A 23122-nucleotide genomic window follows, 5' to 3' on the forward strand; every position below is an offset into this window, starting at 1 on the left:
CTCAGCAGTCTCCGTAGAGCGTGCCGGTGCAGCGTGTTTCATCACTGGTTTCAAGCTCGAGTGTGACGTGCTTGATGCTGAAGTGCCGCGCGAGGTGGGTTTTGATTGCGTTGCGGATTTGTGGTCCGCGAGACCAATCATCAGGATTAATGACGATGTGACAATCTAGTGCTGCTGTTTGTTCCTGCATTTGCCAAAGATGGACGTGATGCAGACTCTCGACGCCGTCGATTGCGCGGATGGCATCAATCACTTCAACGTTATCGAGGCCGTCGGGGCTGCCAAGCATGAGGGTGCGGATCGGGCCGCCGATTTCGGCAAAGGCGAGCCAGAGGATATAGCCTGCGATGAGGATCGTTATGATCGGATCAACTATGCGGATATCGTAAAACATGATGAGCAACCCGCCGATGATGACTGCAACAGAGGCCAGCGCATCGGAGAGGTTGTGCAGAAACATTGCACGAATGTTAATGCTGTCTTTTTGCATCGTGTAGGTAAGCAGGGCTGTGAGCGTGTCAATGAGAAGGGCAACACCACCTATCAGTACAACCAGCCAGCCTGTCACCTCGGGCGGCTCAATCAGGCGCATCATGCCTTCGTAAACCAAGTATAAGCCGACAAGAATAAGCGTGGTGTAGTTGATAAGTGCTGCGACAATTTCGATTCGTCCGTAGCCAAAGCTCATATCGGCATCCGCTGGCTTGCGGGCGATTTTTCGGGCGGCGAAAGCGATGACGAGTGACATCATGTCTGACAGATTGTGCAGTGCATCAGCGACAAGGGCGAGGCTGCCTGACAGGATACCACCGATGATCTGTGCGATTGTGAGAAGGCCGTTGGCCCAGATTGCTATGGCGACACGCCGGTCGCCGCTTTCTGGATCAAGATGGACGTGACCGTGATGAGTGTGATCATGTGGCATCGGGCCGATCCTTATGAATGCCAGCTTAAACCAGCGCTTTGAAACGCGGAGACATGGCGGAAAATTTGGTAGGCCCGGTAGGACTCGAACCTACGACCAAAGCGTTATGAGCGCTCTGCTCTAACCAACTGAGCTACAGGCCCGCCTGATGCTTTGGTTACCAGACCGCACGGGCGCGTCAAGTCTTTGCGTTGCTATCGGTCGTTGCTATGGGCCATGTGATGATTTAGGACGTGGGCCAAGTGACATATGGGGACTTGAGCATGGCTGGCAAAAACGGAATCACCTACGCGGATGCGGGTGTGGATATTGATGCGGGCAATGCGCTCGTTGAGCGGATCAAGCCTGCGGCCAAGCGCACGCAGCGCTCTGGTGTAATGGCGGGGCTGGGCGGCTTTGGCGCGCTGTTTGATTTGAAAGACGCGGGCTATGTCGATCCGATTCTTGTGGCTGCGACAGACGGTGTAGGCACAAAGCTGCGGATTGCCATTGATACGGGCGAAGTTGACGGCGTGGGCATCGACCTTGTTGCGATGTGTGTCAATGACCTTGTGTGTCAGGGAGCGGAGCCTCTGTTCTTTCTAGATTACTTTGCCACAGGCAAGCTTGAGATGGATATGGCTGCGCGGATAATCGAAGGCATAGCCAAGGGCTGCGAGCTGTCCGGCTGTGCTTTGATTGGTGGTGAAACCGCCGAGATGCCGGGGATGTATCCTGATGGCGACTTTGACCTTGCGGGCTTTAGCGTTGGTGCGATGGAGCGCGGCGCGGATTTGCCTGCCGGTGTGAAAGAGGGCGATGTGCTGCTTGGGCTTGGCTCGAACGGTGTGCACTCAAACGGATATTCGCTGGTGCGTAAGCTTGTCGAAGTCTCGGGCCTTGGCTGGGGCGCGGACTGTCCTTGGAGTGAGGGCACGCTGGGTGCTGCACTGCTGACACCAACGCGGCTTTATGTGAAGCAGGCTTTGGCGGCTGTGCGCTCGGGCGGTGTGCATGCTTTGGCGCACATCACGGGCGGTGGCCTGACCGAGAATCTGCCACGTGTTTTGCCTGAAGGGCTTGGCGCGGATATCAACCTTGATGCTTGGGAGCTTCCCGATGTGTTCAAGTGGCTGGCGGCGACGGGGGGCATGGCCGAGGCCGAGATGCTCAAAACGTTTAACTCGGGCATTGGCATGATTCTGTCGGTTGAAGCCGCCGAGGCCACGCGCTTGAAGGCGCTTTTGGAGGCAGAAGGCGAGCAGGTGTTCGAGCTTGGCCATGTCACCAAGGGCGAGGGCGTCCGCTATGAGGGCCGCCTCGTTTGACACGGGTTGCGCTCTTTATCTCGGGCGGCGGCTCCAATATGCTTTCGTTGGTTGAGAGTATGACGGGAGACCACCCTGCGCGGCCTTGCCTTGTTTTGAGCAACCGTGCGGATGCTGGCGGGCTTGCGAAAGCGGAAGCGCTCGGGATTGCTACAGAAGTTGTTGACCATCGGCCGCATAAGGGCGACCGCGCGGCTTTTGAAACCGAGTTGCAAAGTGTTTTGATGCGTCACAGCCCCGATCTTATTTGTCTTGCGGGGTTTATGCGGGTGTTGACCGAAGGTTTTACCAGCCAGTGGGAAGGGCGGATGCTGAATATTCATCCTTCGCTGTTGCCTAAGTATAAAGGGCTTCACACCCATCAACGTGCCTTGGATGCGGGCGACACAGAAGCGGGTTGCACTGTGCATGAAGTGACAGCCAAGCTTGATGACGGGCCAATCCTCGGGCAGGCGCGTGTGCCTGTTGAAGCGGATGATACAGCGGAAACACTTGCGGCGCGGGTGCTGGCGCAAGAGCATATTCTTTACCCTGCGGTACTTAAGCGCTTTGTGAGCGGAGACAAGACGCCGCTCTATTTGCCCTGATACTTTTCATTTCTGATCGCCTCGCGTATAGGCGGAGCCAGACATAGCAAGAGCACAAGCCTTTATGAGAACGATCACCACGACCGCAGAGCTGGCAGAGTATTGCCAAGAGGCCGCAACACACGACTACGTAACAGTCGATACCGAATTTCTGCGCGAGCGAACGTATTACTCAAAGCTCTGCCTTGTGCAGCTTGCGATGCCCGGCTCAACGGATGACAACGCGGTTTTGGTTGACCCATTGGCAAACGGAATCTCACTTCAACCGCTTTATGATCTGATGGCGGATGAGAGCACTGTGAAGGTGTTTCATGCGGCGCGGCAGGATCTCGAGATTTTTTTCCATGATGGAGATGTGATCCCCACGCCTTTGTTTGACACGCAGGTGGCTGCAATGGTCTGTGGTTTTGGAGAACAAGTGGGTTACGAGACGCTTGTTCGCAAGATTGCCAAGGCATCGGTTGATAAAAGCAGCCGTTTTACCGACTGGTCACGCCGACCTTTGTCGGAGGCGCAGAAAACCTACGCTTTGGCCGACGTGACGCACTTGCGCCAGATTTATGAGTTTCTGCGGGACCAATTGGCCAAAAACAAGCGCGGTAAATGGGTGAGCGAAGAACTCTCTGTGCTCACATCACCCGAGACCTATCTTATGGATCCCGACAAGGCCTGGGAGCGCGTGAAAGTGCGCACGAGCGCTGGCAAATTTCTCGCGATTGTGCGTGAGCTGGCGAAATTTCGTGAAGCTTATGCGCAAGAGCGCAATGTGCCGCGCAGCCGTGTTTACAAAGACGATGCACTGACCGAACTGGCCTCGACCAAGCCCAAGGATATGAATGATCTCTCACGCTCGCGGCTTTTGTTACGTGAAGCGCGCAAAGGCGAGATTGCTGAAGGTATCCTGAAGGCTGTGGCAGATGGTTTGGCCTGTGCACCTGAAGACATGCCACAAGGTGACAAAACGCGCGAGAAGCTGAATGTGAATCCTGCTCTAGCAGATTTGTTGCGCGTTTTGCTGAAGGCCAAAACAGAAGAGATGGGCGTTGCGGCAAAACTGATTGCCTCGGCCAGTGATCTTGACTTGATGGCTGCTGGCGAACGCGATGTTGCGGCACTCAGCGGCTGGCGGCGCGAAGCCTTTGGCGAGGATGCGCTGCGGCTGTGCAACGGTGAGATCGGCCTTGCCGTGAAGGGGCGCAGCGTAAAAGTAATTACCCTTTAACGCTGACTAGGCTTTTGAGCCTACCGGCGCACGGAGCGGGCGTTTTGAGCGCCTTTCACACGAATTGTACGCACACCGATAAGTTGCTCTTCGGGCACAAAGACAGCTGCGTTGAGTTCACGCGAGGTTGCTGGCGCGTTGGGGCGCGAGCGTGTCGAATACTCCGCTTTGAGCGTATATTCCAGCGTGGGCAGGGGAGAAGCACCTTCCTCGGGATCGACATCGGGGACAAGCTGGACATTGTATGCGCCAAGTGTCGGGCTGAGACCTTTGACGCGCACGATGGCACCGCCAGCGGCACGCTCGACGGAAAGTTCGAGGATCTGATCAACAGGAACGCCTTGATACGTTTGCTCGGCGCGCTTGAAGGAGGACCGCTTGGGAATGAGCGGGTTGACTTCGCCTTGAACGACTTGCTCGCTACGGCTTTTGCCAAACCAGTTGAACGGGTTGTATTTTGACCCGCCGATGCTTCCGCCGCATCCGGACAGGGCGAATGCCGATACCAGTGCTGTTGTCAGGATGATCCGCATGTTTCACTCCGCCGTTTGCTTGAGTATCGTGCTACCTGATTGTGGCGCTGTTGAAAAGACGGGAAAACATATGGACCTTTCCAGACAGCGCCCCTATCTCGACTGTAACAAGAGGGAAGACCATGGCCAGTGCTGCATTTGAAGAACTTGTAGAAGATTTCGAGTTTCTGGACGATTGGGAAGAGCGGTATGCTCTTGTCATCGAGCTTGGCAAAGCGATGGAGCCTTTGGCTGAGGCGCTGAAAGTTCCGGCAACCAAAGTGGAAGGCTGTGCCAGTCAGGTCTGGTTACACCCACAGATTACAGAGGGTGTCTTTTCCTTTGACGGCGAAAGTGACGCGATGATTGTACGCGGTCTTGTTGCTGTTTTGCGTAAACTTTACAATGGATTAGAGGTGAAAGCTGTTTTGGATGTGGATGCTCAGGCAGAGCTCGCGCGCCTCGGATTGCAAGAACATCTTTCGGCGCAGCGCTCTAACGGGGTACGTTCGATGATCGAACGAATTCGATCTGTGGCGGCGGCTGGCTGATACCGGTTCGAATTTTGCTTCGCAAAATCCGACCGTCTGGGGGCGCTGCCCCCAGACCCCCGAGGTATTTTGAACAGAAGAAGACTCAATCAGGCTTTTTTGATTGTGCTTTTAGGGTTGTCGCCAGATCGCCGTAACCTGTGAAGCGATACTCAAAAGCGAGACCGAGACGTTCGGCGCAATTTTTGGCTTTGGCTTTGAGCGCGGGATCGAGCGTTTGGGCCTGATAGACCAGTTTGGTGTAGTTTCCGAAGATCATGTCGCGCAGTTCAGGGTGTTTGTGTAGGCCCATTGGTTTCCAGACAAAGGCATCAAACTGCTTGACCAGGAAATCGGTGAGGTAAAAAGCGGTGATTTCATCGTCGAGTTCTGCAAAGGCTTCGTTGCCCTCAAAGAAGGAGTAGCAATGCGGGCCTGCGACCATTTCAACGCCGAGTTCGGCGCATTTGGCTTGCAGCAGGCCTCCTGTGCCACAATCGGCGTAGACTACGAAGATATTTTGATAGGCTGCACGGTGTTTGAGAACGCCGTTTTCAACGGCCTCGGTGATGCGCTCGGGGTAGAGGTGAAGATTGGCAGGCAGACAGGTGAGATCCATGTAATCCCAGTTGTTCAGCGCTTTGAGTGCGAGAATTTCGCGGGCCAGCGCACCACAGGCTATGAGCAGCATGCGGCCGCGCCCCTCTGGGGCAAGACCTTGCTCGGTGAGCGTTTTGTCATCTGGTAGCATAGGGGTGCTCCAATAAAAAAGCCCGCACGGCTATGCGCCGACGGGCCTTTGCACAAAGTGCACGGTGCTTAGCCTGCGGCAGCTTTGTTGTGTTTGCGAGCGACATGCTCTTTGGCGGTTTCAACGGCCACCGCTGCGTCGCGGCAGTAAGCGTCGGCGCCGATGGCTTTGCCGAACTCTTCATTGAGTGGAGCGCCGCCAACGAGAATGATATAGTCGTCGCGGATGCCTTGCTCGATCATCGTGTCGATCACGACTTTCATGTAGGGCATTGTGGTTGTCAGTAGGGCTGACATACCGAGAATTTCGGGTTTGTGCTCTTCAATTGCGGCGAGATAGCTTTCCACCGAGTTGTTGATGCCGATGTCTGCGACTTCAAAGCCCGCGCCTTCCATCATCATCCCGACGAGGTTTTTGCCGATGTCGTGAATATCGCCTTTGACCGTGCCGATGACCATGCCGCCGACGCGGGGTGCGCCGGTTTCGGCCAGAAGCGGTTTTAGAATCGCCATGCCGCCCTTCATTGCGTTGGCCGCGAGGAGAACTTCCGGAACAAACAGAATGCCATCCCGGAAATCCTGGCCAACGATTGTCATGCCGCCGACGAGGGCTTCTGTGAGAACCCGGTAGGGGGGCCAGTCGCGGCTGAGCAGGATATTAACGCCTTCTTCGATTTCCTCTTTGAGGCCATCGTAAAGGTCGTCAAACATCTGCTGGACAAGCTCGTCGTCGTCGAGATCGGCTAGGATGATGTCTTGGTCTTCGTCCGACATGGCGGATTCCTTTGATAGAAGTTCTTTTGAGTCAGCTTTTGCCAAAATGTCGCAACGAGACTGCCCCGATTGCGACACACGCGACGCTGTTGCCGACCATCTGTGCTTTTGTCTGTCTGTGCGGCCCTTTCAGGCTTGTTCATAGCGTCTTCGCAGCGCTCTGCTGTTGGTTGTGAAACCGGTGTGTCAGCTGCGGCGGCGGCGGTTCGTGCGTGTCGAGGTGGGCTCGTCATCGCCGAGACCGTCGCTGGCAGAGGAGAAGGCCCCGAGGCGCGACGTGATCTCTTCAAGCGAGGGCTTTTCACCTTTGGGCTGCGTTTCAAGGGCTTCGCGCATTTTTCTCAGGTGCTCTGGCATGGTCCCGCAGCAGCCGCCGATGATACGCGCGCCGCTGTCGCGGGCGAGAAGCGCATAGTCGGCCATGAGCTCTGGCGTGCCATCGTAGTGGATGTGGCCATCGACGTATTTGGGGATGCCTGCATTGCCTTTGGCGATGATCGGGCGTTCGGTGCCTTGAGCGGCAAAACCTTGAATGGTGCGCAAGAGATCGGATGAGCCGACACCACAGTTTGCACCGAAGGCAAGCGGCGGGTTGGCGAGCTTTTCAACCATTGTAACCATGGCAGCGCTGGTAACACCCATCATGGTGCGGCCGGCCGTATCAAAGCTCATTGTGCCACACCAAGGCATGTCTGCCAGAGCGAAGGCCTCGGCGGCGGCGATATATTCTTCGGGGGCTGAAATGGTTTCGACCCAGAGAACATCTGCGCCGCCTTCTTTGAGGCCTTCGGCTTGTTCGTGAAATATCTCGACCGCAAGCTCATGTGTGAGTTGGCCCAGAGGGGCCATAATTTCGCCTGTTGGACCGACGGAGCCCGCAACGATGACTTTATGATCAGCGCGGTCGGCGACATTGCGGCCTATTTCGGCTGAGATGCGGCTGAGTTCGCGTGCACGGTTGGCTGCGTTGTGAAGCTTGAGGCGTGCTGCGTTACCGCCAAAAGAGTTTGTCAGAAATATATCGGAGCCGGCATCGACAGCAGATTTGTAAAGGGTGGTGATCTTGGCAGGTTCCGAAACATTCCAAAGTTCGGGCGGCTCGCCAGAGCTGAGCCCCATGTTGAAGAGGTTTGTGCCTGTTGCCCCATCGGCAAGGAGCCAGTCACGGGTTTCCAGTAGGGTCTCAAGGGGAGATGTCATGCTTCGGCTGCCTTTGCTGTTTGCCACTCCTTCGCACAGAGTGAGGTTTTAGGCAAATTCATAAACACCATAAAGATTATGTATTCGGCACAGAGAAAGTGCCGGCGCAGAGCGTAATCAGGAAGAGTAAAGAAGCCAGGCAGGCGGGTGAATATGGCGCTTTCTGAAGTAAAATTCAAAGTGAGACCTAGACGGGAGCACAAAAAAAGTACCGCCCGGGTAAAAGGGCGGCACTTTGCCGTACAAAATCTGTCGCTGGCTTATTTAACTTCGGTCATCACTTGGCCTTTGGCCACGATAGCAAGCTCTGTGCGTTTGGCGCGGATGGTGTCCGCATCGGCCATTTCACCGAGGTCAGCGGCGACTTTGCGCACGACATCTTCGTGGCCTGCTTCTTCAAAATCGGCTTTGACGACTTCGGCCGCATAGGCATTGGCTTCATCGCCTGATTTGCCCAGAAGTTCGGCAGCCCAGAGCCCTAGGAGCTTGTTGGTGCGCGCTTCGGCTTTGAATTTCATTTCTTCGTCGTGGGCGTATTTGTTTTCAAACGCTTGTTCGCGGTCATCAAAAGTGGACATAAGGGCGGCTCCCAGCAAAGTTGAACTTGAGAATACATATGCAATTCGTCGCGGCGAAGCACAAGCCCTCATGGCGTGTCTTGCGACAATGAGCCCTTTGCCATAAGAGAGCACCAAGCACGGAGACTCACCTGCCGTGTCGAGATTGGAGCCCAGATGGCACGTCGTAAGAAAATTTATGAAGGCAAGGCCAAGACCCTGTTTGAGGGGCCCGAGCCAGGCACGATTGTTCAGTATTTCAAAGACGATGCCACAGCCTTCAACGCTGAAAAACGCGATGTTATCGAAGGTAAGGGCGTTTTGAACAACATGTTGTCGGAATACTTTATGAACGGTTTGACACAAATTGGCGTGCCGAACCATTTTATCCGCCGCCTCAACATGCGCGAGCAGCTTGTACGCGCTTGCGAAATTATCCCGCTTGAAATTATCGTGCGTAACTTTGCGGCGGGGTCCATGTCAAAACGGCTTGGAATTGAGGAGGGCACGGCGCTGCCACGGCCCATCGTGGAGTACTGCTATAAAGACGATGCGCTTGGCGATCCACTTGTTTCAGAAGAACATATTGCGGCTTTTGGCTGGGCCAGCCAGCAAGATATGGACGACATCCTGAGCCTTGCCTTGCGGGTAAATGATTTCCTGTCGGGTGTTATGTTCGGGGTCGGGATCAAACTTGTCGATTTCAAAATCGAGATTGGCCGCGTTTATGAAGGTGATTATCAGCGCCTTATCGTGGCGGACGAGATCAGCCCGGACAGTTGCCGCCTTTGGGATATGGAAACAGGTCAGAAGCTTGATAAGGATGTGTTCCGGCGTGACCTCGGCAGCCTGACCGACGCGTATAGCGAAGTAGCAAGAAGGCTCGGTGTGATGCCAAAGGGGGCGACCCCGATGAAGCCGACGTTGATTAACTGAAGCTTTGAAGAGATTGTTTGCCAAGGCGGAAATCTTGGCTTGAACGGAAGAGATACGGAGAAAACCATGAAAGCGCGTGTGCATGTGATGCTGAAGAACGGGGTTCTGGACCCGCAGGGCGAGGCCGTGCGGCATGCGCTTGGCGCGCTTGGCTTTGATGGTGTGCAAGGTGTGCGCCAAGGCAAGGTTATTGAACTGGAGCTGGCTGAGGGGACAACTGAAGCCACGGTGACCGAGATGTGTGAGAAGCTACTCGCGAACACGGTTATCGAAAGCTACACGATCGAACTCGGCTGAGGAGAGCGCCATGAAAGCCGCTGTGATTGTCTTCCCTGGATCAAATTGTGATCGTGACCTTGCTGTTGCCCTGGAAAAGGCGGGGGCCGATGTGCAAATGGTTTGGCACAAAGACACCGCATTGCCCAAGGGTATTGATTTGGTGGCTGTTCCGGGCGGGTTTTCCTTTGGTGATTATCTGCGCTGCGGTGCGATTGCGGCGAACTCACCGATTTGCGGCGAGCTGAAGACCCATGTGGAGCGGGGCGGTTACGCGCTCGGAATTTGCAACGGGTTTCAGGTGCTGACAGAGACTGGGCTTTTGCCGGGCGCTTTGCGGCGCAATGCGGGGCTGAAATATATTTGCAAGCCTATCGAGTTGTGCGTTGAGGCGACCGACACGGCTTATACCAGTGATTACACCAAAGGGCAGGTGATCACGGTGCCGATCGCACATCATGATGGCAACTACTATGTCGATGATGCCAAATTGGCCGAGCTTCAAGGGGAAGGGCGGATTGCGTTCAGCTATGTTGATAACCCTAATGGTTCTGTCGCTGATATCGCGGGTGTTGTGAGCCGAAACCGTCGGGTACTTGGTATGATGCCCCACCCCGAGCGGATGTCGGAGGCAAGCCACGGTGGGACCGATGGTAAGGCAATGTTTACAAGCCTCATGAGCCAAATGGCGCTTGCGTGATATCTACGAGCTTGTGAGGCGCGTGCGGGCTGGGTAAATTGGCCGAATGAGCCTGATTGTTGACCCTTCTGGAAAAGCACGCCCGAGCACCACTGGCTGGCGAATGCGTGCGCTTTTTGTCGGGCTTTTGCTGCTTGCTGTCGTGACGATTGCGGTGACAAACCGATTTCTGACAGAGCGGTTTACCGAGAACACCCGTAACCGAGCCGAACTTCGCCTGACGCTCTATTCAGGCAACCTGATGTCAGAACTCAAGCGCAACTCGATTGTGCCGCAGCTTTTGAGCCGAGACCCCGCATTGATCGGGGCGCTCAACTCGAATGATTTCAGCCAGTCTACACAGAGATTGATCTCATTTGTCGAGGAGATTGGCGCGGCCTCGCTTGTTTTGCTGGATGCCAGCGGGCGAACTGTAGCGGCTACCGACCGTGCGCGGATTGGGGAGCAGCACCGCCAGCAGAGCTATTTCATTGATACCCTGCGCTCGCCCAACACGCTTTTTGCGACAGTCCCGCGGGAAAGTGGAGGCTATCGCTTTGTGTATTCACGGCGTGTCACAAGCCAGAGCGAGACCATCGGGATAATCCTTGTCGAGGTTGATCTGGCCAAGTTCGAGCGTGCTTGGGCGGGTATTTCGGATGCGGTTTTTGTCACGGATAGTGAGGGGACGATCGTTCTTGCGACCGAACCGCGCTGGCGTGGTCTGCAAGAAACCGAAGCACTCAGCCATGAGCCGGCAGACAGCGCTATCGAGCGGGCTATACATGCGACACAAAACTGGACCTCACTGCCGCCTGACGCCTATGTGAAGGGCGAGGCCGTGATGCGCAAGGAAATGCGCGTGCCATTTAGGGGCTGGAAGATGGCGTCCTTTACCACTTATGCAAGTGTACGCGAGAGGGTGAATGGCGTTTTGGCGCTCGAGATCATGGTGTTTGCCATGCTCCTCTCATTTGTTTTCTATTTGCTCAGTCGCAAGTCGGCATTGCGTATGGCGCTGTTTCAACGGGAGTCGGCGGAGCTTCGCCAGTTGAATGCGCGATTGCAGCGGGAAATTGCCGAGCGGGAAAAGATGCAAGGGGCACTCAAGACCGCAGAGTTGAGCCTTGCACAAAGTTCCAAGCTTGCGGCTTTGGGCGAAATGTCCGCGGCTGTGAGTCATGAGCTGAACCAGCCTTTGGCCGCGATGAAAACCTATCTCGCAGGATCACGGCTTTTGCTGCAACGCAATCGCCCTGATGAGGCTTTGTCATCGTTTCACCGCATTGATGATTTGATTGAGCGGATGGGGGCTATTACGAAGCAACTCAAAAGCTATGCGCGTAAGGGACAGGATGAGCTAAGCCCTATAAATATGGGTGATGCGTTGACCTCTGCTTTATCGATGATGGAGCCGCAGCTAAAGCTGAGGCATGTCAAAATCGACCGTATTTTACCGAAATGGCCTGTAATGGTCATGGGGGACCGGGTGCGCATCGAGCAGGTGATGGTCAATCTCATCCGTAACGCTCTGGACGCGACCAAGCTGGTGCGTGAGCCCGAGATCGAACTTATCCTGGCGGCAGGTGAAACGGCCACTCTTGCAGTGCGCGACAATGGCCCTGGCATTGAAGATCTCGATTCACTTTTCGAGCCGTTTTACACTACAAAACAGCCTGGAGAAGGTGTTGGGCTTGGGCTTGCCATTTCATCAGGGATCGTAAACGACCTAGGGGGACGCCTGACCGCACGCAATTCGATAGCGGGGGGGGCTGTTTTTGAAATGCAACTACCTATCTTGGAAGACAGCAGCTCTGAAGCTGCCGAGTGATTTGAAAGAGAAAAGATTATGGCCAAAGCTATGAAAATTGCGATTGTGGACGACGAGCAGGACATGCGCCAGTCCATCAGCCAGTGGCTCGCGCTTTCGGGTTATGACACACAGACTTTTCCAAGTGCGGAAGAGGCGCTGAAAGAGCTTGGCGCAGATTATCCGGGCATTGTGATTTCTGATATCAAGATGCCCGGCATGGACGGTATGCAATTTCTCAAGAAGCTGATGGGTGCTGACAGCGCTTTGCCTGTAATCATGATTACCGGACATGGCGATGTGCCTATGGCAGTTGAGGCGATGCGGGTTGGCGCATATGATTTCCTTGAAAAGCCCTTCAACCCTGACCGTATGACAGAGTTGGCAAAGAAAGCAGCCAATGCACGCCGTCTGACGCTTGATAACCGTGCTTTGCGCCGCGAGCTCTCCGAGGGCGGACAGCTTATGAAAAAACTCATCGGCGCGAGCCCGGTGATGGAGCGGTTGAAGGAAGATATTCTCGACCTTGGCCAAGCCGACGGACACGTGCTGATTGATGGTGAAACAGGCACAGGCAAAACACTTGTTGCGCATGCTTTGCATGCTGTGGGCGCGCGAGCGGGCAAGAAGTTCGTTTTGGTGAGCTGTTCGGCGTTGGAGGAAGACGCGTTGACCAAGCGGCTTTTCGGGCCGATGCTACCTGAGGACACACGCCTGCCCGCCGTGGAAGAGGCGCGTGGCGGCACGCTTGTTTTGGAAGACATCGAGACACTACCTGATGCAGTGCAGGCAAGGCTTTTGAGTTTTATGAACGATGAGGGCACACCGCCCGAAACGCGGATTGTGGCGATATCAAACTTGCAGGAGCAGGATCGCACCGTTGAAGACGCGTTGCGCAATGATCTGTTTTACCGCCTTGCCGCTCTGCGCATCACTGTGCCGCCGCTACGCCAGCGCGGTGAGGATATCCTGACGCTGTTTACCCGTTTGTCTGATGAATTTGCTGATGAATATGGCTGCGATGCGCCAAAGGTGAGTGCGCAGGAGGCGGCGCAACTTTTGCAGGCGCCTTGGCCTGGAAACGTGCGCCAGTTGATCAACACTGCGGAGCGGGCTGTTTTGCAGTCACGTCGAGGCTCGGGTTCCATCACTTCGCTTTTGATGAGCGACCATGACGAGATGCAGCCTGTGATGACCACAGAAGGCAAGCCATTGAAAGAGTATGTCGAAGCCTTTGAGAGAATGCTCATCGACAATACGATGCGTCGCCATAAGGGCTCTATTGCCGCAGTGATGGATGAGCTCTGTTTGCCGCGCCGCACTCTCAACGAGAAGATGGCCAAGTATGCCTTGCAGCGATCCGACTATCTGAACTGAGTAGGTGTTGGGCCTGTCTGTAAAAGTGATGCGGTCACGGTGCGAAGGCATATTAGCCATTGTATTTTGACGCGGCCTGACATTATGTAGAAAGAGCAGAGTTGCGAGATTTCGCACTTTGAGGAGTTTATCTGCTTCGGATACTGCGCACTGCGCGATCCCCTGCAGGATGAATTGGCCCAGAAATGTGGCCGAACGGACCGGCAAGCCTTTGTGCTTGCCAATAAATGGGCGCTTTTGCCTGCATATGCAGAGAAGTGTCGGAGAAGAAACGCGATGAAGCGCGCGGTATATTCGAGTTCGAGAGCAGAGGGCGCATGCGCCCCTTTCGAGCACGCGCCTGACATTGCCCGAAATAGACACGTTTTGATTTCTGCTGTGCCCTTTGGGTTATGCAGGGATTTTGCGTGCAAATGGACTTCATGGCTAAGAAAATGCTTATCGACGCCACCCACGCAGAGGAAACTCGCGTTGTTGTGGTTGATGGAAACAAAGTTGAGGAATTTGACTTTGAAACCGAGAACCGCCGGCAGCTTGCTGGCAACATCTATCTCGCAAAGATAACACGGGTCGAACCGTCGCTTCAGGCGGCTTTCGTTGACTATGGTGGCAACCGCCATGGTTTCCTCGCGTTCAACGAGATTCACCCCGATTACTATCAGATACCGGTCGCGGACCGTGAAGCGCTGATGGAAGAAGAGCGCGCCTATGTGGAAGCACAGCGCGCGCGTGACGAGGACGAAGAAGACAAGCCTAAGCGCCGCCGTTCTTCGCGGTCCAAAGCGTCGCGTGCGAAAACCGATGACGCGGTGGAGACGCGTGAAGTCGCGGCTGAGGTTGACGGCGATGTTTCCGGTATGGAGACCATCGACTTTGAAGAAGGGGACGACACCGCTGAAGGCTTGTCGCCCATGGAGCTTGTAGGCGACACGCCTGTGGAAGAGCCAGATGATGCGGTTGAAGCTGAATCCGGTGATGATGCTTCAGAAGAAGTCAGCGAAGAGTCTGGTGAGCTGTCCGATGACGAAGATGGCGCCCCCAAGGGCCGCAGCAATCGTGGTAAGAAAGACGCCAGTGCCAAAGACGAGACCATTGAGAGTGTAGCTGAGGATGACGAGGAGGAGGATATTCGCCCCCCTCGCAAGCCACGCCCGCGTCGCTACAAGATTCAGGAAGTGGTTAAAGTGCGCCAGATCATGCTGGTGCAGGTTGTTAAAGAAGAGCGCGGCAACAAGGGAGCGGCCCTTACAACTTACCTGAGTTTGGCTGGTCGCTATTGCGTACTTATGCCAAACACAGCGCGTGGCGGCGGTATTTCCCGCAAAATTACCAATCCTGCGGACCGGAAAAAGCTCAAAGAAATTGCGCATGAAATCGAAGTGCCTAAGGGTGCTGGACTGATTGTGCGCACGGCAGGCGCAAAACGCACCAAGACCGAGATAAAGCGCGACTATGAGTATTTGCAGCGTTTGTGGGAGCAGATCCGCGAACTGACGCTGAAATCAACGGCACCTTCAAAGATCTATGAAGAGGGTGATCTTATCAAGCGTTCGATCCGCGATCTTTACAGCCGCGAGATTGATGAAGTGTTGGTAGAAGGCGAGCGCGGTTACCGCATCGCTAAAGATTTCATGAAAATGATCATGCCGTCGCATTCCAAGAACGTGCAGCGTTATGAGGACAGCTTGCCGCTATTTGCACGCTATCAGGTTGAGAGCTATCTGTCGGGGATGTTTAACCCGACTGTGCAGCTTAAATCGGGTGGTTACATTGTCTTTGGTGTGACTGAAGCTCTGGTGGCTGTTGATGTGAACTCGGGGCGCGCGACGAAAGAAAGCAGCATCGAGGAAACAGCACTCAAGACCAACCTTGAAGCCGCTGAAGAAGTTGCACGCCAGTTGCGCCTGCGAGATCTGGCTGGCTTGATTGTGATCGACTTTATCGACATGGACGAACGCCGCAACAATGCTGCTGTTGAAAAACGCATGAAGGACAAGCTCAAGTCTGACCGCGCGCGCATTCAGGTGGGTCGGATCTCGGGTTTTGGCCTGATGGAAATGTCCCGCCAGCGCTTGCGCCCGGGTATGCTTGAAGCGACGACCCAGCCTTGCCCAAGCTGTCATGGCACAGGGCTTATCCGCTCGGATGATAACCTTGCGCTGAGCGTTTTGCGCCAGATCGAGGAAGAGGGCACGCGCCGCCGTTCACGCGAAGTATTAGTGACTTGCCCTGTAGGGATTGCCAACTTTCTGATGAACCAGAAACGCGAGCATGTGGCACATATCGAAGCGCGCTACGGTATGTCGGTTCGGATTGAGGGCGACCCCAAGTTAATCAGCCCTGACTTTACGCTTGAAAAATTCAAGACTGCGACCCGCAATGTAAAGGAAATGCCCTCGACTGCAATTTCGGCTTCGGCTGCTTTGATGGATGACATCGACAGTGAAGTGACGGATGAGATTGAGGAAAATACTTCTGTTGAGGTTGCTGAACGTGTTGAAGAGAACGGCGAGGGTAAGCCCAAGAAGCGCCGTCGCCGTCGTCCACGCCGCCGCGGTAAAGGCAATGGTGGGGAAAACGGTGCTGAAAACGATTCTGAAAACGGGGGCGACAGCCGTGGAACTGACGGCCATGACGCGCAAACGGATAAGCCTGTTGATGCCGACAAGCCTAATGAGACACCTCAAGATGCACCCGCGAAGGCTGTTTCTGTAGAGGTTTCGGAAACCGTTGAGGATGCGCCGAAGAAAAAGACGGTTAGCCGTTCGCGCAAGAAGAAAACCGATACGGATGAGCCGGTAAACTCACAAGAGGCTGCCTCGGCAGAGATCCCGGCCGCTGTGGATGATGGCGCACCGAAGAAAGCCACGCGCAAGCCCTCAACCCGTGCCAAGAAACCTAAGGCGGATGAGGTGGAAGCCTCTGACGGTGCTCAAGCACCAGCGGAAGAAAAGACGGCCAAGCCGAAGACAACGCGTTCGCGCGCAAAGAAGAAGGTTGACGAGCCAGAGGTGGAAGCACCGGCGACAGTGGAACCTGCGACCAAAGCAGAACCAGCTCCAAAGCCCGCGCCAAAGCCAAAAGCGGCACCTGAGCCAGCGCCCGAGGTGAAGGATGACGCACCACCCAAGCCAAAGAAAAAGGGCTGGTGGTCACTAGGTGGCTAATAAATTTAGACCGCGCCTTCGGGCGCGGTTTTCATTTGTGGGTTTGCTTGGTTGTTAAGACTAAGCCTTGCGCAACGTATAGTGCTGCGCGCCTTTTTCATCTTTGGTGCTGACAAGGCTGTGCCCGGCTTCTGCACAAAAGTGCGGCACATCGATCACTGCGGCGGGATCATCGGCGATCAGTGTGATCTCTGAACCTGAAGAGAGAGCTTGCATCCGCTTGCGCAAGCGCAACACAGGCAGGGGGCACAAAAGGCCACGGGCATCGACGATTTCACTCATAATGCCGATTTAGGGTTAATGTTACAGCCTGTCCACAACCTTGTGACAGAATGTGCCGATGACGGCCCGAGCAGGATGCGATAAGGCTACGATATGTTTGGAATCGAGATCATAGATGCAGGACTAATGCCTGCAATGTTTGTAGCGCTGGCGGCGGGTATCGTATCGTTTCTCAGCCCCTGTGTTCTGCCCATTGTGCCACCTTATCTGGCTTATATGTCGGGTGTTTCCGTGTCTGATTTGAACCGCGCCGAAGGGCCCCGCAGTGCTGTTGTGCCTGCGTTGTTTTTTGTGCTGGGTCTTTCTACTGTGTTTTTACTTTTGGGCTTTGCTGCCTCTGCTCTTGGCAAGGCTTTGCTCGGCTACAGTGACCTGTTTTCTACGGTTGCGGGTATAATCGTTATGATTTTCGGGGCGCATTTTGTCGGCGTCTACCGCATCGGTTTTCTGGATCGTGAAGCGCGGCTTGATGTCGGAGATCAAGGTGGAAGCTCAATGGGAGCCTATGTTCTTGGCCTTGCCTTTGCTTTCGGTTGGACGCCGTGTATCGGCCCTCAGCTTGGCGCGATTCTGTCGCTTGCGGCGGGGGAAGCGAGTATTTCAAAAGGGCTTGTTCTGCTCGGGACATACGCTATCGGGCTTGGTATTCCGTTTATTCTTGTGGCGCTGTTTTTGCCCAAGCTTGGCGGCGTTATGAGCTGGATGAAAACTCACATGGAGCAGATCGAACGTGTGATGGGGTTACTCCTTTGGACCATCGGACTCTTGATGCTGACGGGCGGCTTCTCTGATTTTTCTTATTGGTTGCTTGAAACTTTTCCGGCACTTGCAAAGCTTGGCTGACGGGCTTTACCCTTACTCTTGCCTGAAACCTGCGTTAGTGTTGCGCGCAAAGGGGTTAGCATGAGCAGTGAGCCTGGAAAAACGGAGCAAAACGTGCATCGCCGGAGAGTTTTTTACATCCCCGGCTATGATCCGATTCACCCAAGACGTTACCGTGAACTTTATCGTAAAGAGTCTGCGACGCAGGCCGAGATATCGGGCTATGAGATCAACCTTTCTCCCAAGACAACAAAAGGGCCTTATGGCTGGCATGTGAACGCGGTTATCAATGAGCAGGCGGTGCAAACCGATGTCGAAGCCTTGGTCTGGTCTGATATTGTTCGCGATTCCATGAGGCATACTATTTCCTCTACCTTTAGTGCGATGTTGCGCACCGCTTGGGTATATATCGGAACGGGTGCGCTGTGGCGGCTGATGCGGCTTCGCAAAGGGCCTGTCATTGCGGCACTTTACCCTGTGCTGATGCTGATAGTGCAGGCGCTTCTGGCTGTCTTAGTTGCTTGGGTTGTGATGCGTGGCGTTGTCGCTTTGGTAGCTTGGCTTGTGCCTAATCTGGCAAGTGTTGCACCGTATATAGGGCTGGCACTTGGACTTGGGGGAGGTTGGGCGCTGTTGATTTGGTTCAAAAAACAGGATGCGAAGTTTTTTGTTTACTATCTTATGCATGACTATTCCTATTCGGCGCTGCATAAAGGGGCTAATTCCCCTGAGCTTGAGGCACGGATGGCGGAGTTTTCTGATGCCATCGCCGAGGCACTGACGCAGGAATATGACGAGGTTTTGCTCGTTGGGCATTCCTCCGGCGCTCATTTGGGCGTTTCGATCCTGTCTGATCTTATACGCGCGGGGCGGGTTCCGGATAATGGGCCGAAACTCGGATTTCTTTCGTTGGGGCAGGTTGTGCCGATGGTGTCTTTTTTGCCTGATGCATGGCGTTTGCGCTCGGATCTGGCGTATCTGTGTGCGCGCGACGAGTTGTTCTGGCTTGATGTGACCGCTCCGGGAGATGGCTGTGCCTTTGCGCTTTGTGACCCTGTGGCGGTGTCCGGTGTTGCACCGGAGGGGCAGCGCTGGCCACTGGTGATTTCTGCAGCGTTTACCCAGACATTGAGTGCGGAGCGTTGGAAAGAATTGCGCTGGCGGTTTTTCAGACTTCATTTTCAGTATCTCTGTGCTTTTGACCGCCCGCGGGACTACGACTACTTTCAGATCACAGCTGGACCATTAACGCTTTCGGAGCGCTTTTCCAGGCGTGGTGCATCACGCAGCCGTATCGACAAAGCTGTGAATAAGTACACGAGTGTCCGGCCATGATATTGCCACCCAAACCACCCGCGCGGCCTGACAAGGTGAGCCTTTGGCGCTATGTCAAATTGTTCCGTCAGGATATTTTGTCGGCGCAGCCCGCAAAGTTGTATCGCGCGTGGATGGCTGAATTTCGAACCCCGTTTTTTCGCTCCTATATGGTGAATGATCCCCACATTTTGAACCTTGTGCTTAAGGAACGTCCTGATGATTTCCCTAAATCAGGGCGTGTGAGTGAAGGTTTGCGCCCCCTCCTTGGCGAGAGCGTATTTCTCACGAACGGAGACACTTGGAAGCGGCAGCGCCGCATTATTGATCCCGCGTTTGAAGGCGGGCGACTGCGCGATACATTCCCTGCAATGTGGAAAGCTTCCGAGGCCTGTGTGGAACGCCTTAAGGAAGGCGAGAGCGAGATTGAGGAAGTGACAAGCCATGCGGCAGCAGATGTGATATTTCGCACGCTTTTTTCGATCCCGATTGAGAACAAGATTGCTTCGGAAGTCTTCTCTGAGTTTCGAGATTATCAGCGCAGTCAGCCTATTTTGAATATTGCTGCGTTTTTGCCGATGCCGCGTTGGATGCCGCGCTTTTTCCGCCGCCGCACAAGGGAAACAGCAAAAAGCATTAGAGGGCTCATTGCGAGCCTTACAGATGAAAGGGCGGCCCAGATAGCGGCTGGCACGGCGCCTGATGATCTAGCGACCAAGATCATGACCACAGCAGATCCGGCAACAGGGGAACGCTTCACTGCCGAGGAGATGGTCGATCAGGTAGCGATCTTTTTCTTGGCAGGGCATGAAACGAGCGCTTCGGCGCTGGCATGGACGCTTTATCTTATGGCGTTATACCCCGAGTGGCAGGAGAAACTTGCCGAGGAGGCCAAGGTTCTGGAAGGCTGCGACTTCAAGGTGATGTCAAAGTTGAAGCTTTCCCGCGATGTATTTCGAGAGGCTTTACGGCTTTATCCGCCCGTGCCGATGATGGTTCGGGAAGCGTCTTGCCCCGAGCAGTTTCGCGAACGGGATGTGGCGAAAGGAAGCCAGATTGTATTGAGTCCTTGGCACCTCCATCGGCATGAGCGGATCTGGCCGCGTGCGGATGAATTTGAGCCCGAGCGATGGCAGACCGAGGAGGGGCGCACATGCGCGCGCGATGCTTACATGCCGTTTTCGGCGGGACCGCGTGTGTGCACTGGTGCGGGTTTTGCAATGGTTGAGGGGCCGCTGATTTTGTCGATGCTGCTCAAGGCGTTTCACTTTGAGCTTGTGGAAGGCCGCGTGCCGCAGCCTGTGGCGCATCTGACAGTGCGGGCGAAAGACGGGATATGGCTGAAGGTGAGCAAGCGCCAGACTGGCCCCGAAAACTCGAATTCTTGAGGCAAATTTCCTGAAGAAATTTGAACTTTGAGCGGTTCAATAGGGTCTTGATTGCAAAAGATGATGATGTCGCCTGCATTGGTAGGCGCGGTATACCCGCGCAGTGCGAATTCGTATTTGAAGCGGGTCATGCCGACGATCCTTCTCGACATCACATTATTTGCGGCGAACCACACCGCCTTTTGCGGCTGCGCGCGAGCTGAATATCTGTTCGATTCAGAGATCAGGGGTGAGATGGGCCGAGAGTGACATGCTTTGATCTAAGCAGAGTATGGTTAATGCTAGCTTAACGCTGAAGCTCTGCAAGCACATAGAGCCGAATGGCCGAGGCAAGGCCACTTTCGACTCCGCGGGCTTCATCAATTTCGGCAGCTAGCTCATTGATAGGTTTGTTTTTTTGTGCCGCAATGTGACGGAAGGCGCGCCAGAACTCATCCTCTAGCGAGACGCTGGTGCGGTGGCCGCGCAATGTGAGTGAGCGCTTGAGGGGGCGGCTCATGTCTTGCGCTCTTTGCCTGAATGATCACGCGCGGCCTTGGCCGCGCGGGCCTTTTCAAGCTCTTTCTGCGCTTTGGTACGGCCGTGTTTGACCACGTTTTCAGCGGCGCGAGCTTTGTCTTCGGCCCGCGCCGCTGCTTTTCGAAACCGGTTGAGATTAACCGGCTCGACCATCACTTGGGGCCGATCATGTCTTCGGGACGCACCACGCGATCAAACGTCTCTTCGTCTACAAAGCCGAGCGCTATGGCCTCTTCTTTAAGGGTCGTGCCATTTTTATGCGCGGTCTTGGCCACTTTGGTCGCGTTGTCATAGCCGATGGTTGGCGCGAGGGCTGTTACCAGCATGAGGCTCTCTTTCATCAGCTTTTCGATACGCGGTTCGTTGGCTTCGATGCCCATAAGCATGCGCTCGGTGAAGCTGTCTGCCGCATCGCCGAGCAATTGGATGGACTGCAAAAGGTTGTAGCTCATCATTGGATTGTAGACGTTGAGCTCGAAGTGCCCCTGAGAACCTGCAAATTTTATTGCAGCGTCGTTGCCCATAACGTGGGCCGCGACCTGAGTAAGCGCTTCGGCTTGTGTCGGGTTGACCTTGCCCGGCATGATGGAACTGCCTGGCTCGTTTTCGGGCAGGATCAGCTCGCCAAGGCCCGAGCGGGGGCCTGAGCCGAGGAAGCGGATATCGTTGGCGATCTTGTAGGCAGAGCCCGCGATTGTTGCGAGGGCGCCGGACATAAAGACCATTGCATCATGGGCTGCGAGCGCTTCAAACTTGTTGGGCGCGGTCACGAAGGGCAGGCCTGTGATATCGGCCATGTTGGAGGCGACAGTTTCGCCCCAGCCGTGCTTTGTGTTCAGGCCCGTACCGACCGCTGTGCCGCCTTGGGCGAGCTCATAGATCGCGGGCAGAGCGAGCTGAACCCGTGAAATGCCCATACGAATCTGGTGGGCGTAGCCTGAGAATTCTTGGCCAAGTGTGAGCGGTGTCGCGTCTTGGGTGTGGGTGCGGCCGATCTTGATAATGTCTTTGAAGGCTTCTGCCTTGGCCTCGAGGCCAGAGGCGAGCTTTTCAAGGCCAGGCAGGAGCACGTCATGCACGGACATGGCGGTTGCGATGTGCATGGCGGTCGGGAAGGTGTCGTTTGAGCTTTGGCCCATGTTGCAGTGATCGTTGGGGTGAACGGGGTCTTTGGAGCCGATGACGCCGCCGAGGATTTCGATCGCGCGGTTGGCGATCACCTCGTTCGAGTTCATGTTCGATTGTGTGCCTGACCCCGTTTGCCAAACAACAAGTGGGAAGTTGTCATCGAACTTGCCTTCGATCACTTCGCCAGCAGCCTGAATAATGGCTTCGGCGAGTTTGCTGTCGAGCTCGCCGCTGTCACGGTTGGCAATGGCGCAGGCTTTTTTGATGACGCCAAGAGCGCGTACAATGGCTACGGGCTGTTTTTCCCATCCGATCGGGAAGTTCATGATAGAGCGCTGTGTTTGTGCACCCCAATATTTGTTTGAAGGGACCTCAAGAGGGCCGAAGCTGTCGGTTTCTGTGCGGGTATCGGCCATGTTGGGCTCCTTAAGAAAACTGTCGCAAGTGGTCTAACGCCCAGCCCCGCGCGGGGCAATGGCTGATAGCCCTAACAGATTTTGCCAAGAGAGTTTACTTACGGAAATGATCAAGGCTGACAACGTCAGCTTCATGTTTTGCCGGCTCGGAATCCGTTTTGACAGCGTTCTTTGTTTTCGAACTTTCTGTCACAGGTATAAGGTCTTCTTCATCCAGTTCATCGTCATCCTCTTCGCTCGTTTCAAAGCGCAGACCAAATTCTACAGAGGGGTCAACAAAGGTTTTGATTGCATCATAAGGGATGCTCAGCGGTTCGGGAGCCTCGCCAAAATTGAGTGTTACGGAGAAGCCGTTTTTTGTGACCTCCAAGCCTTCAAACCAATGTTGGATAACAATCGTCATCTCGGATGGATAGCGCTCTCGAAGCCAGTCGGCGAGTTCTGCATCCGGGTGACGGGTATCAAATGTGATGAAGAAATGGTGTTCACCAGGGAGGCCATGTTGCGAAACATCTCCCAGAACGCGTCTGATAAGGCTGCGCATCGCGTTGTGCATCAATGTGCCATAGTCAATCGTGTCTGACATGGGCGGTCCCTTTTATTATATTTTTCAGAATAGGGATTTTCACGGAAAACAAAAGGCC

General features: G+C 54.8%; 25 protein-coding genes and 1 tRNA gene. 14 read left to right on the top strand and 12 right to left on the bottom strand.

Annotated elements, in window-relative coordinates; all coding sequences use genetic code 11:
* Window position 1: 1 nt before the first annotated feature.
* Both OE750_RS03620 and OE750_RS03625 read right to left on the bottom strand, forming a co-directional pair.
* Window positions 2–925, bottom strand: a complete 924-nt coding sequence (locus OE750_RS03620; protein WP_263761486.1) for a cation diffusion facilitator family transporter — start codon at window positions 923–925, stop codon at window positions 2–4.
* A gap of 66 nt (window positions 926–991) precedes the next feature.
* A tRNA-Ile gene (locus OE750_RS03625) sits at window positions 992–1068 on the bottom strand.
* 120 nt (window positions 1069–1188) lie between these two features.
* Here OE750_RS03625 and purM point away from each other — a divergent pair.
* From purM to rnd, 3 genes are all read left to right on the top strand, one after another.
* Window positions 1189–2232, top strand: a complete 1044-nt coding sequence (gene purM, locus OE750_RS03630; RefSeq protein WP_263761488.1) for a phosphoribosylformylglycinamidine cyclo-ligase — start codon at window positions 1189–1191, stop codon at window positions 2230–2232.
* Window positions 2229–2819 (top strand): phosphoribosylglycinamide formyltransferase, encoded by a 591-nt coding sequence (gene purN, locus OE750_RS03635; RefSeq protein ID WP_263761490.1) that lies wholly within the window; start codon window positions 2229–2231, stop codon window positions 2817–2819. Before purM ends, purN begins: the two co-directional genes overlap by 4 nt.
* A 64-nt stretch (window positions 2820–2883) precedes the next feature.
* On the top strand, window positions 2884–4041 hold the full coding sequence (gene rnd, locus OE750_RS03640; protein ID WP_263761492.1) for a ribonuclease D: 1158 nt from the start codon (window positions 2884–2886) through the stop codon (window positions 4039–4041).
* Window positions 4042–4061: 20 nt separating this feature from the next.
* Here rnd and OE750_RS03645 read toward each other — a convergent pair whose 3' ends face one another.
* Window positions 4062–4574, bottom strand: a complete 513-nt coding sequence (locus OE750_RS03645) for a hypothetical protein (protein WP_263761494.1) — start codon at window positions 4572–4574, stop codon at window positions 4062–4064.
* 122 nt (window positions 4575–4696) lie between these two features.
* Here OE750_RS03645 and OE750_RS03650 point away from each other — a divergent pair, with 122 nt between their 5' ends.
* Window positions 4697–5104: a SufE family protein gene (locus tag OE750_RS03650; RefSeq protein ID WP_263761496.1), complete on the top strand. Its 408-nt coding sequence runs from the start codon at window positions 4697–4699 to the stop codon at window positions 5102–5104.
* An 85-nt stretch (window positions 5105–5189) separates the two neighbouring features.
* On the opposite strand, the gene OE750_RS03655 is transcribed toward OE750_RS03650, so the two are convergent.
* The 4 genes from OE750_RS03655 to OE750_RS03670 form a co-directional block, all read right to left on the bottom strand.
* The gene (locus OE750_RS03655) at window positions 5190–5834 is read right to left on the bottom strand and encodes a DUF1638 domain-containing protein (protein WP_263761499.1); all 645 of its coding nucleotides are present in this window, start codon (window positions 5832–5834) and stop codon (window positions 5190–5192) included.
* A 68-nt stretch (window positions 5835–5902) separates the two neighbouring features.
* Window positions 5903–6607: a corrinoid protein gene (locus OE750_RS03660; RefSeq protein WP_263761501.1), complete on the bottom strand. Its 705-nt coding sequence runs from the start codon at window positions 6605–6607 to the stop codon at window positions 5903–5905.
* A gap of 186 nt (window positions 6608–6793) precedes the next feature.
* Window positions 6794–7807, bottom strand: a complete 1014-nt coding sequence (gene bmt / locus OE750_RS03665) for a betaine--homocysteine S-methyltransferase (protein ID WP_263761503.1) — start codon at window positions 7805–7807, stop codon at window positions 6794–6796.
* A gap of 260 nt (window positions 7808–8067) precedes the next feature.
* Window positions 8068–8385: a DUF1476 domain-containing protein gene (locus tag OE750_RS03670; RefSeq protein ID WP_263761505.1), complete on the bottom strand. Its 318-nt coding sequence runs from the start codon at window positions 8383–8385 to the stop codon at window positions 8068–8070.
* Window positions 8386–8541: 156 nt separating this feature from the next.
* Between OE750_RS03670 and purC the strand changes: the two genes are divergently transcribed.
* The 6 genes from purC (at window position 8542) to OE750_RS03700 (ending at window position 16609) form a co-directional block, all read left to right on the top strand.
* Complete coding sequence (purC, locus tag OE750_RS03675) at window positions 8542–9300, top strand: phosphoribosylaminoimidazolesuccinocarboxamide synthase (protein WP_263761507.1); 759 nt, start codon at window positions 8542–8544, stop codon at window positions 9298–9300.
* A gap of 66 nt (window positions 9301–9366) precedes the next feature.
* Window positions 9367–9597, top strand: a complete 231-nt coding sequence (gene purS, locus OE750_RS03680; RefSeq protein WP_263761509.1) for a phosphoribosylformylglycinamidine synthase subunit PurS — start codon at window positions 9367–9369, stop codon at window positions 9595–9597.
* A gap of 10 nt (window positions 9598–9607) precedes the next feature.
* Window positions 9608–10276, top strand: a complete 669-nt coding sequence (gene purQ / locus OE750_RS03685) for a phosphoribosylformylglycinamidine synthase subunit PurQ (protein WP_263761511.1) — start codon at window positions 9608–9610, stop codon at window positions 10274–10276.
* 103 nt (window positions 10277–10379) lie between these two features.
* Entirely contained in the window at window positions 10380–12086 is a 1707-nt protein-coding gene (locus OE750_RS03690) for a sensor histidine kinase (RefSeq protein ID WP_263761513.1), read from the top strand.
* Between the two features lie 18 nt (window positions 12087–12104).
* The gene (locus OE750_RS03695; protein ID WP_263761515.1) at window positions 12105–13442 is read left to right on the top strand and encodes a sigma-54-dependent transcriptional regulator; all 1338 of its coding nucleotides are present in this window, start codon (window positions 12105–12107) and stop codon (window positions 13440–13442) included.
* A 422-nt stretch (window positions 13443–13864) separates the two neighbouring features.
* Window positions 13865–16609, top strand: a complete 2745-nt coding sequence (locus OE750_RS03700) for an Rne/Rng family ribonuclease (protein ID WP_263761517.1) — start codon at window positions 13865–13867, stop codon at window positions 16607–16609.
* A 60-nt stretch (window positions 16610–16669) separates the two neighbouring features.
* Here the strand turns inward: OE750_RS03700 and OE750_RS03705 are convergent, their stop codons facing one another.
* Complete coding sequence (locus OE750_RS03705) at window positions 16670–16891, bottom strand: sulfurtransferase TusA family protein (protein ID WP_263761519.1); 222 nt, start codon at window positions 16889–16891, stop codon at window positions 16670–16672.
* Window positions 16892–16984: 93 nt separating this feature from the next.
* Here OE750_RS03705 and OE750_RS03710 point away from each other — a divergent pair, with 93 nt between their 5' ends.
* The 4 genes from OE750_RS03710 to OE750_RS03725 are packed head-to-tail and all read left to right on the top strand — an operon-like array spanning window position 16985 to window position 20664.
* Window positions 16985–17734: a cytochrome c biogenesis CcdA family protein gene (locus OE750_RS03710; RefSeq protein WP_263761521.1), complete on the top strand. Its 750-nt coding sequence runs from the start codon at window positions 16985–16987 to the stop codon at window positions 17732–17734.
* Window positions 17735–17794: 60 nt separating this feature from the next.
* Entirely contained in the window at window positions 17795–19048 is a 1254-nt protein-coding gene (locus OE750_RS03715) for a hypothetical protein (protein ID WP_263761524.1), read from the top strand.
* A complete protein-coding gene (locus OE750_RS03720) occupies window positions 19045–20415 on the top strand; it encodes a cytochrome P450 (protein ID WP_263761526.1) in 1371 nt (456 codons plus the stop codon). Before OE750_RS03715 ends, OE750_RS03720 begins: the two co-directional genes overlap by 4 nt.
* A gap of 60 nt (window positions 20416–20475) precedes the next feature.
* A complete protein-coding gene (locus OE750_RS03725) occupies window positions 20476–20664 on the top strand; it encodes a hypothetical protein (protein ID WP_263761528.1) in 189 nt (62 codons plus the stop codon).
* A 37-nt stretch (window positions 20665–20701) separates the two neighbouring features.
* On the opposite strand, the gene OE750_RS03730 is transcribed toward OE750_RS03725, so the two are convergent.
* From OE750_RS03730 to OE750_RS03745, 4 genes are all read right to left on the bottom strand, one after another.
* The gene (locus OE750_RS03730; protein ID WP_263761530.1) at window positions 20702–20914 is read right to left on the bottom strand and encodes a ribbon-helix-helix domain-containing protein; all 213 of its coding nucleotides are present in this window, start codon (window positions 20912–20914) and stop codon (window positions 20702–20704) included.
* Window positions 20911–21087 (bottom strand): DUF4169 family protein, encoded by a 177-nt coding sequence (locus OE750_RS03735; protein ID WP_263761532.1) that lies wholly within the window; start codon window positions 21085–21087, stop codon window positions 20911–20913. The genes OE750_RS03730 and OE750_RS03735 overlap by 4 nt, the downstream gene beginning before the upstream one ends.
* On the bottom strand, window positions 21087–22478 hold the full coding sequence (gene fumC / locus OE750_RS03740) for a class II fumarate hydratase (protein WP_263761534.1): 1392 nt from the start codon (window positions 22476–22478) through the stop codon (window positions 21087–21089). Before fumC ends, OE750_RS03735 begins: the two co-directional genes overlap by 1 nt.
* Window positions 22479–22572: 94 nt before the next feature.
* Window positions 22573–23064 carry an SspB family protein gene (locus tag OE750_RS03745; RefSeq protein ID WP_263761537.1) on the bottom strand — a complete coding sequence of 164 codons (492 nt, stop codon included), beginning with the start codon at window positions 23062–23064 and terminating at the stop codon, window positions 22573–22575.
* Between the last annotated feature and the right edge of the window lie 58 nt (window positions 23065–23122).

Origin of the sequence: Lentibacter sp. XHP0401 (assembly GCF_025751535.1) — a bacterium.
In the GTDB taxonomy this organism is placed as follows: Bacteria; Pseudomonadota; Alphaproteobacteria; order Rhodobacterales; family Rhodobacteraceae; genus Lentibacter.

What these genes read in the sequence shown, in the direction of transcription:
- OE750_RS03620 (WP_263761486.1), bottom strand. Translation starts at nt 925, where the DNA reads ATGCCACATGATCACACTCATCACGGTCACGTCCATCTTGATCCAGAA.
- purM (WP_263761488.1), top strand. Translation starts at nt 1,189, where the DNA reads ATGGCTGGCAAAAACGGAATCACCTACGCGGATGCGGGTGTGGATATT.
- rnd (WP_263761492.1), top strand. Translation starts at nt 2,884, where the DNA reads ATGAGAACGATCACCACGACCGCAGAGCTGGCAGAGTATTGCCAAGAG.
- OE750_RS03645 (WP_263761494.1), bottom strand. Translation starts at nt 4,574, where the DNA reads ATGCGGATCATCCTGACAACAGCACTGGTATCGGCATTCGCCCTGTCC.
- OE750_RS03650 (WP_263761496.1), top strand. Translation starts at nt 4,697, where the DNA reads ATGGCCAGTGCTGCATTTGAAGAACTTGTAGAAGATTTCGAGTTTCTG.
- OE750_RS03655 (WP_263761499.1), bottom strand. Translation starts at nt 5,834, where the DNA reads ATGCTACCAGATGACAAAACGCTCACCGAGCAAGGTCTTGCCCCAGAG.
- OE750_RS03660 (WP_263761501.1), bottom strand. Translation starts at nt 6,607, where the DNA reads ATGTCGGACGAAGACCAAGACATCATCCTAGCCGATCTCGACGACGAC.
- bmt (WP_263761503.1), bottom strand. Translation starts at nt 7,807, where the DNA reads ATGACATCTCCCCTTGAGACCCTACTGGAAACCCGTGACTGGCTCCTT.
- OE750_RS03670 (WP_263761505.1), bottom strand. Translation starts at nt 8,385, where the DNA reads ATGTCCACTTTTGATGACCGCGAACAAGCGTTTGAAAACAAATACGCC.
- purC (WP_263761507.1), top strand. Translation starts at nt 8,542, where the DNA reads ATGGCACGTCGTAAGAAAATTTATGAAGGCAAGGCCAAGACCCTGTTT.
- purS (WP_263761509.1), top strand. Translation starts at nt 9,367, where the DNA reads ATGAAAGCGCGTGTGCATGTGATGCTGAAGAACGGGGTTCTGGACCCG.
- purQ (WP_263761511.1), top strand. Translation starts at nt 9,608, where the DNA reads ATGAAAGCCGCTGTGATTGTCTTCCCTGGATCAAATTGTGATCGTGAC.
- OE750_RS03690 (WP_263761513.1), top strand. Translation starts at nt 10,380, where the DNA reads ATGCGTGCGCTTTTTGTCGGGCTTTTGCTGCTTGCTGTCGTGACGATT.
- OE750_RS03695 (WP_263761515.1), top strand. Translation starts at nt 12,105, where the DNA reads ATGGCCAAAGCTATGAAAATTGCGATTGTGGACGACGAGCAGGACATG.
- OE750_RS03700 (WP_263761517.1), top strand. Translation starts at nt 13,865, where the DNA reads ATGGCTAAGAAAATGCTTATCGACGCCACCCACGCAGAGGAAACTCGC.
- OE750_RS03705 (WP_263761519.1), bottom strand. Translation starts at nt 16,891, where the DNA reads ATGAGTGAAATCGTCGATGCCCGTGGCCTTTTGTGCCCCCTGCCTGTG.
- OE750_RS03710 (WP_263761521.1), top strand. Translation starts at nt 16,985, where the DNA reads ATGTTTGGAATCGAGATCATAGATGCAGGACTAATGCCTGCAATGTTT.
- OE750_RS03715 (WP_263761524.1), top strand. Translation starts at nt 17,795, where the DNA reads ATGAGCAGTGAGCCTGGAAAAACGGAGCAAAACGTGCATCGCCGGAGA.
- OE750_RS03720 (WP_263761526.1), top strand. Translation starts at nt 19,045, where the DNA reads ATGATATTGCCACCCAAACCACCCGCGCGGCCTGACAAGGTGAGCCTT.
- OE750_RS03725 (WP_263761528.1), top strand. Translation starts at nt 20,476, where the DNA reads ATGATGATGTCGCCTGCATTGGTAGGCGCGGTATACCCGCGCAGTGCG.
- OE750_RS03730 (WP_263761530.1), bottom strand. Translation starts at nt 20,914, where the DNA reads ATGAGCCGCCCCCTCAAGCGCTCACTCACATTGCGCGGCCACCGCACC.
- OE750_RS03735 (WP_263761532.1), bottom strand. Translation starts at nt 21,087, where the DNA reads ATGGTCGAGCCGGTTAATCTCAACCGGTTTCGAAAAGCAGCGGCGCGG.
- fumC (WP_263761534.1), bottom strand. Translation starts at nt 22,478, where the DNA reads ATGGCCGATACCCGCACAGAAACCGACAGCTTCGGCCCTCTTGAGGTC.
- OE750_RS03745 (WP_263761537.1), bottom strand. Translation starts at nt 23,064, where the DNA reads ATGTCAGACACGATTGACTATGGCACATTGATGCACAACGCGATGCGC.